The following is an 11,100-nucleotide window of genomic DNA, read 5'->3' as shown; positions in this document are numbered from 1 at the left end:
CGGCTTTGTTTGAGTTGTATTTTCTAATCTCGGTTGTTGCCAGAGTGACCAAGTCAAGATTTCCTTGCCGCAGCAATCATCTTCGCGTAATGCGAATTACAGGCTTCACCGCAGCAATAGTGATGCCTTTGCCTCCGGGACCGGGAGGATCGCCCTTGCGCGGAGGCGGGGACATCGGGGCACGCAGCAGCATCACTGCCCATATCAGCGACAAAGCGCCGAAGATCGGATAGAACACGCCCAGCAGCGAACTGAAGCCGAACTGGCTGAAGAGATAGCAGATGAGCATCAGCAGCGGGGTCACGAGGACCGGAGCCATAGGCAGACGCTGCTGTAGCTGTACGCCGACACCATAGATATTTGCCACAAAGGTACTGAAAATCTCCATAAATATCAGCAGCAGATAGATGAGCTGCACAATGGGACCCAGGCGAAACGCGATGCTGCCCATAGGGATTTCGAACTGCAGAATTCCCGGCATTTGCGAGCTCATGGCAAAATGCGCGGCCAGCAGCATGAACCCAATCCCCACTCCGCCGAGAATGCCGCCCCGCCAAAGCGGCTGTTCATCATCCGTATGCCGGGCCAGCGGCACCAATACGGCTTGGGCCATTCCGAGGTTGAAGGCGGTATAGAGCAGAGGGGACATCCAGGCATCAAAGAGGTTATGGTCAGTTCTCAAGAACAGAAAACGTTCCGCACCCGGAACCCCGAGCGTATTAAAAGTAATAATTAGCGACAGAGTAAGCATTAAAGGGACGACAAGGCTGTTGATCTGCAGAATGCCGGAAATGCCGCGCTTCAGCAATAAGTAGGAGCCGAATAGGGTCAGCAGCAGTCCCACTTGAAAAGGCAGCTTAAGACGCTCCTCAAAAATAGCGCCGGCCCCTGCCAGCATAATACTGGTGACTCCTATCAGGATAATCATCGTAAACAGGCTGATGATGCTTCCCGCACGTTCTCCAAAAAGATACCGGTTGAAATCCTCATACGAATCTGCTCCGATGCGGCGGGCGATGACCATCATTTTCGTTCCCAGCCATATAAAAAGTACAGTGGAGAGCAGAATGGTCAGCACTGCCCAGTGCCCGTACCTTGTAAAGAAACGGAGGATTTCCTGGCCGGTGGCGAATCCGGCGCCTACGATGGTGCCAATATAAGTGAAGGCGATTTGCATAGTGCGGACATGGGATTTCATGACTCCCCTCCTAAAAGTGCTGCATTGATAAAATGGCGATGCTCAAAGGATAGCCTTGTGCAGTCCATATAGTACAGGTTATGATGATGAGCAGAAGGACATGACTTCTGCCTAATGCTTAAGTGGGGTTATTATAGTGGAACGTCTGAAATATAAAGGGTAATGGAGGTTCATAGCCATGGAATTGTTGAAACAACGGATTTTGCAGGAAGGGGTCATCGTTTCCGATCAGGTGCTGAAGCTGGATGCACTGCTCAACCACCAGGTAGACCCTGAGCTGACGATGGAAATGGGACGGGAGTTTGCCGGGAGATTTGCTGATGCTGGAGTAACACGGGTAGTTACCGTGGAATCCTCGGGTATTGCCGTGGCATTTGCCACCGCTTACGAGATGAAGGTGCCGCTTGTTTTTGCCCGCCGCAAAAAGACGCTGCTTGCCGATCCCGACGCCCTGTGTGAGAGAGTTCCTTCATTTACGAAGGGGATCGTTACAGATATCATGCTGTCCCGCCAGTACATCTCCCCGGACGATAAGGTTCTCTTTATCGACGACATTATCGCCAATGGGGATGCCGCACGCGGCTTGATCAAAATCATCCAGCGCTCGGGCGCTGAGCTGGTCGGACTGGGTGTGGTTGTGGAGAAAAGCTTCCAGGCGGGAGCAAGAACGATCAGGGAGCAGGGCATCCGGCTGGAGTCGCTTGTCAGAATTACGTCTCTTAGCGAAGGATCAATTGTCTTTGACAATTAAACAGTGACAAATACAGGAACGCAGCCTAATTTTGCAACAACTGCTTTTCACCCTATAACTTTTCCTTTATAATGAGTATCAGACATGAGAGAGGAGGCGTCACAATGGGGAAAGAACCGGTGACAGAGCAATTTTTTATTGATAAATTAACCGAGGCCAAGGATCATTTCGAGCGTGCGCTGGATTGCAAACATACGGAGTTCGACGATCTGTACCCCTATATGATTGAACATCCTCAGTTTTTCTGGTACAAACGTTATGTTGCTTGGTCGGAGCTTCTGACCATCACAGGTTTGTGTGAAGAACTGTCCTTCAATTGGAGACAGAATTTCACGGAGCATCAGGTGGAATACTTGGAAGAACGTGTGATGTCCGCTAAAGTTCTTGACTTCTGGTTTGAGAAGAATGAAGCGCTGATATAGGAACTTCATAAGATATACATTGATGAAATTGGCAAGCAATTAGACCCGAATGGTTTATCATTGGGGTCTTTTTCATGAGTGGAAAGGCTAGATGGAGTGTAGAAAGGAGACTTTGGACCGCATGATCAGTGATGAACAACTGGATGCTTACCGGATATCCGGAGAACGTATACGTGTTGTGCGTGACGGCTTGGAGAGTAATGATGTTAAAGGGATTGTCCTGGCCTGGGATGAGTCTCAGGTGATGATCCGCCGCCCCAATAAGCGGGTAGTGAAGCTGGACCGCAACTATATATACCAGCCTTATGACGACCCTAGACAAACCCTTGAGAATTTATAAAAAGCACAAGCAGCCCCGTCCGGTTATGGATGGGGCTGCTGTACTTATAGACGGCAACAGTTGTCCTAAATGGACAACGCCATTTGTTCGACCGCTTCTTCCCGGGGAGCACCATGAATCTCCGGGGATAAGCCGAGATAGGCACGCATGCGCTGCATCATTTCATTGCGGAAGCCGGGCCACGGAATATTCATCTCACCGGTATATCCGCGGCAGGAATACTGGGCTTCTACGCCGCGCTGATCCTGGCGGACAGTGGTGATCTTCAGATTATGGGCAGTAAGCTCACGGGTGATCTCCTGCAGCATCAGTGAAGTTTTCTTCGTTGCACCGGATACCAGCTCCATGTATAGCTGTGGAGTTTTGAACAACCCGCTTTTGCCGATTACCCGGCAATCACGTTCAAATACTTTATGAATAAACGTTAGCAGCAGATAGCTTCTGACAAGGGACATTTCGCTTTGGGTTATTTCTTCAGGGAGTGTTGCGGAGTGTAGAAGATTTCTCTTGGTAGTCGCCATATAAATCACCTCATTTATAGTATGCGAACCTTTGTTCTTATTATACACCTTATCCACAAATAAAAGCAATTATTATACAAAAAATTCATTTAGAATTAAATCATTATAAAAAGATTGACTTCATGAATTCATCGTGTTATGATCTATCTTGTGGCCGCGAAAATGGTCATCTAAATATGCGGTCATGGCGGAATTGGCAGACGCGCTGGCTTCAGGTGCCAGTGGTAGCAATATCGTGGAGGTTCGAGTCCTCTTGACCGCATCAGCTTTTAATGAATAAGCTTCTGAATTTCCTTTGTTGGAGATTCAGAAGCTTATTTCGTTCTTATGGGATTATTCCCAGCAGGCGATAGGGTGGCGTGTGCATCGGATACGTTGCGGAATATTTTTCGATCCTTGCCGCTGACGGGGATTAACAAAACAATTTTCTCGGTAAAATATACTTTACTGATCGTTCTAGAAATGATATGCTTAGTTCAAGTTAGATCTAACCGATTTTTATCGCTTTAAATAGAATGATCATTCTCAAATCATCAGAACAATTTTAAAAAGGGAGAGAATCGTATGAAATATTCAGTTATTACAGGAGCAAGTTCAGGTATAGGTTATGAGACCGCATTGGCGTTTGCCGCTAAGGGTAAAAATCTGATTATTGTAGCCAGAAGACTGGACAAATTAGAAGAGCTTAAATCAAGAATTCAAGAATTAAATTCTGCTGTAGACGTTGTTATTGTTACTAGTGACCTTTCGGTTATTGATCAGGCGTATACCCTGTATAACGATTTGAAGAAATATCAAATTGAGACATGGATTAATAATGCGGGACTTGGAGAGGGTTCTCTTATTGCTGATCAGAAGCTGGAAAAAGTAGAGACTATGCTGCGTGTTAACATCGAATCCTTGACGATTCTTTCTACACTCTATGTGAGAGACTATGCTGATGTGGAAGGTACTCAGTTGATTAATGTGTCCTCAGCACTGGGATATGCTGTTGCTGTAGGAAGTGTTGCATATTCTGCTTCTAAATATTACGTTAGTGCCTTCACTGAAGGGCTTGCGAAAGAGCTGGAATTGAAAGGGGCAAAGCTAAAAGCGAAAATTCTGGCACCAGCCATTACGGAAACTGAATTCGTGAAAAAATCTTTGGATGCCGAAGATTACGACTACAAAGCCAACATGCGCAAATATCATACTGCCAAGCAAATGGCAGGCTTCATGGTGGACCTTTATGATAGCAACGAGGTGCTAGGCATTGTAGATCAGAACTATGATTTCAATTTGAGAGGACCAATCTATCCGGTAATTTCAGAATTCTAAAGGCCACTTACCAGAAGGATGTTGATTATTAATGAAAACACTCATGAAAGCGGCTCAGATCACCAAGTATTCCAAAAAAATCCATGCTCAAATCAATGAGATTCCCATTCCTGAAGTTGCTGACAACGAGGTTTTGGTAAGGGTCAAAGCTGCGGCTGTCAATCCACTCGAAATGTTAATTATTACAGGCAGCGTAAAACTGATTCAAGATTATGAATTCCCGTTGACGCTTGGTAATGAATTGGCAGGAGTAGTTGAAAAAGTTGGTAAAAATGTGAAAGGCTTTAATAAAGGTGATGAAATCTACACACGGCTGCCGCTGAGAAAAATTGGTGCATTTGCGGAATATGCTGCAATTGATGCTGACGCAATTGCGCCAATGCCCAAAAACTTGTCCTATGCAGAAGCTGCAGCAGCAGCATTGACTGGACTTACGGCGTATCAGGGCTTGCATGAAGAACTTGAGGCGCAGCCTGGAAATTCTGTCTTCATCCCGGGTGGATCGGGCAGCTTTGGTCAAATGGCTGTCCCGCTTGCTAAGGCAATGGGACTAAAGGTAATCGTTAGCGGCAACTCACAAATGCGCGAACGTACTTTAGCAATAGGTGCAGACCAATATTTGGACTACGCACAGGAAAGCTACGTTGACTTGTTGGAGAATGTCGATTATGTGATGGATACCTTGGGAGCGGGCGAATTCGATAATGAATTAACAATCATTAAGCCGGGCGGAAGATTGCTCTCTCTCCGTACAGGACCCAATAAGCGCTTCGCCGAAGACAATAACTTCCCTTGGTGGAAGCAGCAGCTTTTTTCTGTTGCTGGCGCAAAATTTGATCACAAAGCCAAGAAGCAAGGCGTGGAATACCGCTTTATCTTTGTTCGCTCTGATGGCGCACAGCTAAGAGAAATCACCAAAATCATTGAAAAAAACAATATTGTTCTACTGCTTCATCAAAAGCAATTTACTATAGGCGAAATAAATGAAGCGTTAGAATTAACCGCAAACGGACGTCCAAAAGGGAAGGTGATCATAAATTTGTAAGGAGAGAACGTTCACTTCAATGTATAATGGATACACGGGGTGATCATTATGGCCAGACATAAAGAATTTGAAGTTAATGAAGTATTGGATAAAGCGATACAGCTCTTTTGGATGCAGGGCTACGAGAAAACTTCGATGCAAGAATTAGTTGAATATATGGGGATTCACAGAAGAAGCATATATGATACTTTTGGAGATAAGCATGCCTTATATATGTGTGCGCTTAAACGATATGCGGATATTCAAAGCAACAAAATGAGCTTATTGGTTGAGAGGCAGGAACCGGTTAAAGAAATATTACGACATTTTTTGGAGACAACGTTGGAGAAAGAAGGAGACCCTCAGGGGTGTCTCCTCGTTAATTCGGGTGTGGAGCTGGGATTACTAGATCAGGAAGTTTCTTCCTTTGTTGAAGATAGCTATTCAAAAACAGAAAAGCTGTTATATAATCTCATTCTTGCCGGTCAACAAACAGGTGAAATCGAAGCTAAGCTTGACCCTGAAGCCCTTTCTCATTATTTCATGAATGCTTGGCTAGGATTACGTACGATGGTCAAAACAGCAACGAACCAGGAGAAATTATCGGGTGTTATGATTACCACACTGAGTATTTTAGATTGAGAAGGCAAAATATGAATTTTGAAGCTGAACAGTGGCCCATAAGACGGATGCTTTCAAAAAAAGTGACCCTCTTGTGGGTCATTTTTGTGTGGAGCCAAAATATTTTTTTATGAATAAAAGATCTGAACTCTTGCAACAATTCTCCCGCGCCAGTTGTATATAGAGTGCCGAACCGCTGGAACGGTTCAAGATGAAGGGAGAATTCGATTATGAAAAAAATATCTACTACCATTGTGGCTTGTGCGCTTACGCTTGCAGTGCCCACCATGTCCGCCCTGGCGGCCGGAGCATCGGAGAACCTGCTGATTGCCCCCCATCATGAATCCCGGTCTGCTGTACAACCAAAAGAAATCAAGTTGCAGGCGAAGGTCATAAATAAAGTAGATATGGTACCTGCACGGGCAGTATTTGAGGCTCTTGGTTTTACGGTTACCTGGAACGCAAAGGAGAAGAAATTACATGCGGAAAATGGAGAAAGAGAGACTGACGTAGTGCTTGGGGATGACAATTACTTCGCTTACAGCACCAAATCCGAGGGTATGACCGCTCCTGTTCCCCTCGGCGCCGCTCCTGTGAAAATCGGAGGCTCCATCTACGTGCCTGTGAAGCTGTTCAGCATCGTGCTGGGTAATCAGGCAAATCCGGTAGTGGTAAAGGGGGGAAAGATCATCGTGAACAGCGGCAGCAAGATGGAGAATACACAGCTCCCGACCCCTTTTGTGAACTACGATAGCATAGATGCTGCGAGAAAGGCAGCGGGCGCCAATTTTGCGGTTCCTACCGAACTTCCCGAAAACTACAAGCAGGACGAAATCTTTGTGTTCAACAGCAGAATGGCTCAGATCATCTATAGGAACGGAGAGCAGACTCTGTATTATCGCGTATCTCAGGAAACCGGTGATATCAGCGGCGATTATAATGTCTATGAGAGTACCAAGACAGTTGCCATTGGGAACCTCGAGGTTACCCTGAAAGGGAACAAAGGGCTTGTCTCCGTAGCCTCATGGGAAGCAGATGGCTTCAATTACTGTCTGCTGGCTAACAAAGCCCTTACTGCTGAACAAGTGCAGAACATTATCCTCAGCATTACAATACTATGACGAATAGCGTTGTACGGCTGCGACCGCCCTTAAAATGCATTAACGCGTTAGAACCTGTTGTCCGCTTCACCTTATTCTTATATCGTCTGTTGCTTGTTCCTCTGTTCTCGCTTCGTTATGAGTCAGGACCTCATGCGGATAGGATAGCGTTACAAGACCAAGAGGTTAACCAGCAGTGGGCGGAGGCCGCATTGAACCAACATGGGAATGCCATCCTGCGGCTGGCCCATTCCTATCTTCATAATATGGCGGACGCTGAGGACATGCTCCAGGAAGCACTTTTGCAAATGCTCAGGAAAGCGCCGTCTTTTGATAGCCCGGAGCACGAGAAAGCATGGCTGCTGCGGGTGACCATCAATCTTTGCAAAAACAAAATAAAATATAATCAGCGCCGTCGCTGGGAGGATTTGTCTGAATCCCTTGCTTGTGAGGTCCGTGAGGACCTCACGTTTGTGTGGGAGGCTGTCAGCTCGCTGCCGGTTAAGTACCGTGAGGTAGTACACCTGTTTTATCAAGAGGACCTGAGTACTGCTCAGATAGCCAACCTGCTGAACAAGCAGGATTCTACCATTCGTTCCTTGCTGCATCGGGCCAGATTTATTTTGAAGGAGCATTTGATGGAGGTGTATGACTTTGAAGAATAAATATCAGCAGGTGCAAAGCTTGATTTCTGTAACCCCTGAGATGGAACAACGGATAGTAGCCCGCCTGGCGCAGGCGGATTACAATAGGCCCCGGCTAAGGAAGCCTGCATTTTTTCGCTTTTCACGTAAAGCCGTGATTTCTGTTGCTGCTTGCTTTGCTCTCGCGGTTTGTATTGTAGTGGCGGTGCCGGCTCTAAAGACATCACAGACCCCGGCCCCACCTGTAGAGAACTCCTCTCCTGTAGTGGATTACAAGAGCTTGTCCGACCTGGCCATGAACCTTCCGTTTCCCCTTTATGTGCCTGCTGTATTGCCCGAAGGGTATAAGCTGGAGGCTATCTCTGCTCTATTCGGAGAGACCGCTCAGCTAAGCTACACTGACGGTACTAACAGGATTACGTTTCGGATGACAGAACGGAAGGGAGACGTGAGCGGAGAGTATAACGAATATGCTCAAGTCGAGAGTGTTCCTATAGACGGCGGGGAATTCACCCTGAAGGGTAGCAACGGACTTTTTTCTATAGCAATATGGGTCAAGGACGGTTATTCCTTCTCTGTTTCGGCTGCCAAGCCCCTATCCCGGGAGGTTATGGTTCAGCTAGCGGAAGGCGTTGCTCCATACGCATCCAAATAATTTACAGCTAATCGTGCGTCTTTCATCCGATGCCCGTTAGCGAGCCGGGTGTTTATATAAATCGGTACATTCTTTGTTTCTTTATTTATAGCCGTTATTCTTGCCCAAATACAGCATTTTGCTATAGCAGCAGGCATATATAGTTAGAATGCCGCATTTCGTACAACGTTTACGATAGAGGCGGGAGAAGGGGAGGGAAGCGCATGGGCAGCTACAGAATAAGCAGGGAAATTCCGCTCCAGGCTTCGTGGGATGTCATTGTTGTCGGGGGTGGTCCGGCCGGATGTACCGCCGCCGCTGCGGCAGCAAGGGAAGGCGCAAGAACCCTGCTCATTGAAGCAACGGGCAGCCTGGGCGGAATGGGGACGTCGGGGCTTGTTCCGGCGTGGTGTCCTTTTTCCGATATGCAGACTATCATCTACAGAGGGCTTGCGTTGAAGGTATTTGAGGCTTTGAAGGCGCAGATGCCGCATGTCAGCAAGGAAGCGGTGGATTGGGTGCCCATAGAACCGGAGAAGCTGAAGGTCATCTACGATGAGCTGGTTCAGGAGGCGGGGGTTACGGTTCTGTTCATGACGCAGCTTGGAGCTGTAGATACGGATGAGGCGGGTAAGGTTACGGCACTGATTACAGCCAGCAAAAGCGGCCTCCAGGCTCTGCAGGCCAAGGTATACATTGACTGTACGGGGGATGCTGATGTTGCTGCATGGGCAGGCGCGGAATACCTCAAGGGAGAAACTGCCACCGGCGAGCTGATGCCTGCCACCCACTGCTTCACCTTGGGGAATGTGGATGAGTATGCGTATCATCATGGACCGATGCTGCATAACAACAATAAAACCAGTCCGATCTACGATATTCTCGCCTCTGGCCGCTATCCCCTGATCCCGGATTCGCATATTTGCAACAATATCGTTGCTCCCAGAACCGTGGGGTTCAATGCGGGACATTTATGGGACGTGGACAATACAGAGGTGTTATCCATATCTGAGGCTCTGATGCAGGGCCGCAAGCTGGCCGCAGCCTATAGGGATGCGCTTGCGGAATTTCTGCCTGCCGCCTTCGGCAACTCGTATGTAGCCAATACCGGGGCATTGATGGGGGTCAGGGAGACACGGAGAATCGTGGGAGATTACGTGCTTAGCGTTGATGATTATGTCAGCCGCCGCAGCTTCGAAGATGAAATCTGCCGCAACAGCTATTATATAGACATTCACGGGACGGAGAAGGAAGAGAAGCAGGCTGGCGGGAAACCTGAGGCGATTAAGCGCTATGGTCCGGGCGAATCGCATGGCATTCCTTACCGCTGTCTGACCCCCCGTTCGCTGAAAAATGTGCTGGTTGCCGGGCGCTCCATTTCATGTGTGCGCGAGGTGCAAGGCAGCGTCAGAGTCATGCCGGTCTGTCTGGCGATGGGTGAGGCTGCGGGAATAGCCGCAGCCATGGCGGCCGTGCTCCCGGAACATAATGTACATGCAGTGGATATCTCCGAGCTGCGCCGACGCCTGCGGGAAGAAGGCGCATATCTGCCGGATGCAGATGCTAAGTGAGAATTACGGCCGCTTCCCTGAACGATTCATCAGGATGGCATTGATCTCGCCGCCTGCCAGGATGATGATGGAGCTGATGTACAGCCAGATCAGCAGAACCGTGACGCCGCCGAGGCTGCCGTAGGTTTTGGTGAAATCGCTGAACTGATTAACGTACAGAGAGAAGAGAACAGAGGTTGTGATCCAGCCGATGGTTGCAAACATCGCGCCGGGCATAACCTCTTTTAACGTCAGCCTGCGGCTTGGGGCAATCCAGTACAGCAGGGTGAAGACAACGAACAGGACAAGCAGCGGGACGGCATATTGCAGCAGGTCCCATATTTTCTGGAAGCCGTAAGGCAGATCGGCCAGCAGAAACACCCTCGTCTTCAGCCAGGTGCCGAGTACGAGCAGCAGAATGCTGAGCAGCACCACAAAGCCGATGATCAGCGTGGCCAGGAAAGCTATGCCCCGCACCTTCCAGAACGCCCTGCTCTCCTCAATATCATAGGCACGGTTAAGGCCCTTGATAATTGCATTGATTCCTTTGGAAGCGGCCCATAGTGTAGCCAGCATCCCGAAGGACAGCAAGGCCTGACTCCGGCCCTCGGAGACGTCTTTTAGAATTTCTTCAATAATGGAGATGGCTTCCTCCGGCATAATCTGCTCCAGATCACGGATTTTGTCCTCCAGTGAAATGTTGGCGTACCCGATCAGCGTCATTATAAAGATCAGGAAGGGGAACAGGGAAAGGATTAAATAGTAGGTTAACTGCGCGCCGATTCCTTGAACATCATCTAGCTTGATTTTCAGGAACAATTGCTTCGAGAAGTCATACGTTCTCCTGAAGGCTGAATTCCTCATAAGTCCCTCCTCTGCAATCCTGTAACTTCCGTTTATTCAATAGCTTATGTTATGCGCCGGGTTAAATCAATCACAGCAATCCAGGAGAGAGTCCTTTTTAATACAAGTTATAAA

At 48.0% G+C, this 11,100-nt stretch carries 13 protein-coding genes and 1 tRNA gene; 11 read left to right on the top strand and 3 right to left on the bottom strand.

The features are described from left to right. Nucleotides 1–76: 76 nt before the first annotated feature. On the bottom strand, nt 77–1,198 hold the full coding sequence (locus B212_RS0115370) for a YkvI family membrane protein (RefSeq protein ID WP_019911789.1): 1,122 nt from the start codon (nt 1,196–1,198) through the stop codon (nt 77–79). Between the two features lie 178 nt (nt 1,199–1,376). On the opposite strand from B212_RS0115370, the gene B212_RS0115365 reads away from it, so the two are divergent. The 3 genes from B212_RS0115365 to B212_RS0115355 all read left to right on the top strand — a co-directional run bounded on the left by B212_RS0115365 (nt 1,377) and on the right by B212_RS0115355 (nt 2,711). After that, nucleotides 1,377–1,949, top strand: a complete 573-nt coding sequence (locus tag B212_RS0115365; RefSeq protein ID WP_019911788.1) for a xanthine phosphoribosyltransferase — start codon at nt 1,377–1,379, stop codon at nt 1,947–1,949. A 104-nt stretch (nt 1,950–2,053) separates the two neighbouring features. Next, entirely contained in the window at nt 2,054–2,371 is a 318-nt protein-coding gene (locus B212_RS0115360; RefSeq protein WP_019911787.1) for a hypothetical protein, read from the top strand. 121 nt (nt 2,372–2,492) lie between these two features. Next, nucleotides 2,493–2,711, top strand: coding sequence for a hypothetical protein (locus B212_RS0115355; protein ID WP_019911786.1), 219 nt, complete (start codon nt 2,493–2,495; stop codon nt 2,709–2,711). Between the two features lie 65 nt (nt 2,712–2,776). On the opposite strand, the gene B212_RS0115350 is transcribed toward B212_RS0115355, so the two are convergent. Further along, a complete protein-coding gene (locus B212_RS0115350; RefSeq protein ID WP_019911785.1) occupies nt 2,777–3,232 on the bottom strand; it encodes a hypothetical protein in 456 nt (151 codons plus the stop codon). Nucleotides 3,233–3,410: 178 nt separating this feature from the next. Here B212_RS0115350 and B212_RS0115345 point away from each other — a divergent pair. From B212_RS0115345 to B212_RS0115310, 8 genes are all read left to right on the top strand, one after another. After that, nucleotides 3,411–3,494 (top strand) — tRNA-Leu (locus B212_RS0115345). A 302-nt stretch (nt 3,495–3,796) separates the two neighbouring features. Continuing rightward, a complete protein-coding gene (locus B212_RS0115340) occupies nt 3,797–4,549 on the top strand; it encodes an SDR family NAD(P)-dependent oxidoreductase (protein ID WP_019911784.1) in 753 nt (250 codons plus the stop codon). A gap of 31 nt (nt 4,550–4,580) precedes the next feature. Beyond that, nucleotides 4,581–5,594, top strand: coding sequence for an NADP-dependent oxidoreductase (locus B212_RS0115335; protein ID WP_019911783.1), 1,014 nt, complete (start codon nt 4,581–4,583; stop codon nt 5,592–5,594). A gap of 48 nt (nt 5,595–5,642) precedes the next feature. Next, complete coding sequence (locus B212_RS0115330; RefSeq protein ID WP_028530859.1) at nt 5,643–6,215, top strand: TetR/AcrR family transcriptional regulator; 573 nt, start codon at nt 5,643–5,645, stop codon at nt 6,213–6,215. A 209-nt stretch (nt 6,216–6,424) separates the two neighbouring features. After that, nucleotides 6,425–7,315 (top strand): stalk domain-containing protein, encoded by an 891-nt coding sequence (locus B212_RS33180; protein ID WP_019911781.1) that lies wholly within the window; start codon nt 6,425–6,427, stop codon nt 7,313–7,315. Nucleotides 7,316–7,506: 191 nt separating this feature from the next. After that, nucleotides 7,507–7,959 (top strand): RNA polymerase sigma factor, encoded by a 453-nt coding sequence (locus B212_RS0115320; protein ID WP_019911780.1) that lies wholly within the window; start codon nt 7,507–7,509, stop codon nt 7,957–7,959. Then, nucleotides 7,949–8,593, top strand: a complete 645-nt coding sequence (locus B212_RS0115315; RefSeq protein ID WP_019911779.1) for a DUF4367 domain-containing protein — start codon at nt 7,949–7,951, stop codon at nt 8,591–8,593. Before B212_RS0115320 ends, B212_RS0115315 begins: the two co-directional genes overlap by 11 nt. A gap of 203 nt (nt 8,594–8,796) precedes the next feature. After that, complete coding sequence (locus B212_RS0115310) at nt 8,797–10,143, top strand: FAD-dependent oxidoreductase (protein WP_019911778.1); 1,347 nt, start codon at nt 8,797–8,799, stop codon at nt 10,141–10,143. Nucleotides 10,144–10,146: 3 nt separating this feature from the next. Here B212_RS0115310 and B212_RS0115305 read toward each other — a convergent pair whose 3' ends face one another. After that, entirely contained in the window at nt 10,147–10,986 is an 840-nt protein-coding gene (locus tag B212_RS0115305) for a YihY/virulence factor BrkB family protein (protein ID WP_019911776.1), read from the bottom strand. Nucleotides 10,987–11,100 lie beyond the last annotated feature (114 nt).

The sequence above is a fragment of the Paenibacillus sp. HW567 genome (assembly GCF_000374185.1).
In the GTDB taxonomy this organism is placed as follows: Bacteria; Bacillota; Bacilli; order Paenibacillales; family Paenibacillaceae; genus Paenibacillus_AQ.
Note: the sequence above shows the minus strand (reverse complement) of the source record. Positions and strands in the feature narration are given on the sequence as shown.

What these genes read in the sequence shown, in the direction of transcription:
- B212_RS0115340 (WP_019911784.1), top strand. Translation starts at nt 3,797, where the DNA reads ATGAAATATTCAGTTATTACAGGAGCAAGTTCAGGTATAGGTTATGAG.
- B212_RS33180 (WP_019911781.1), top strand. Translation starts at nt 6,425, where the DNA reads ATGAAAAAAATATCTACTACCATTGTGGCTTGTGCGCTTACGCTTGCA.
- B212_RS0115335 (WP_019911783.1), top strand. Translation starts at nt 4,581, where the DNA reads ATGAAAACACTCATGAAAGCGGCTCAGATCACCAAGTATTCCAAAAAA.
- B212_RS0115360 (WP_019911787.1), top strand. Translation starts at nt 2,054, where the DNA reads ATGGGGAAAGAACCGGTGACAGAGCAATTTTTTATTGATAAATTAACC.
- B212_RS0115365 (WP_019911788.1), top strand. Translation starts at nt 1,377, where the DNA reads ATGGAATTGTTGAAACAACGGATTTTGCAGGAAGGGGTCATCGTTTCC.
- B212_RS0115305 (WP_019911776.1), bottom strand. Translation starts at nt 10,986, where the DNA reads ATGAGGAATTCAGCCTTCAGGAGAACGTATGACTTCTCGAAGCAATTG.
- B212_RS0115310 (WP_019911778.1), top strand. Translation starts at nt 8,797, where the DNA reads ATGGGCAGCTACAGAATAAGCAGGGAAATTCCGCTCCAGGCTTCGTGG.
- B212_RS0115350 (WP_019911785.1), bottom strand. Translation starts at nt 3,232, where the DNA reads ATGGCGACTACCAAGAGAAATCTTCTACACTCCGCAACACTCCCTGAA.
- B212_RS0115355 (WP_019911786.1), top strand. Translation starts at nt 2,493, where the DNA reads ATGATCAGTGATGAACAACTGGATGCTTACCGGATATCCGGAGAACGT.
- B212_RS0115370 (WP_019911789.1), bottom strand. Translation starts at nt 1,198, where the DNA reads ATGAAATCCCATGTCCGCACTATGCAAATCGCCTTCACTTATATTGGC.
- B212_RS0115330 (WP_028530859.1), top strand. Translation starts at nt 5,643, where the DNA reads ATGGCCAGACATAAAGAATTTGAAGTTAATGAAGTATTGGATAAAGCG.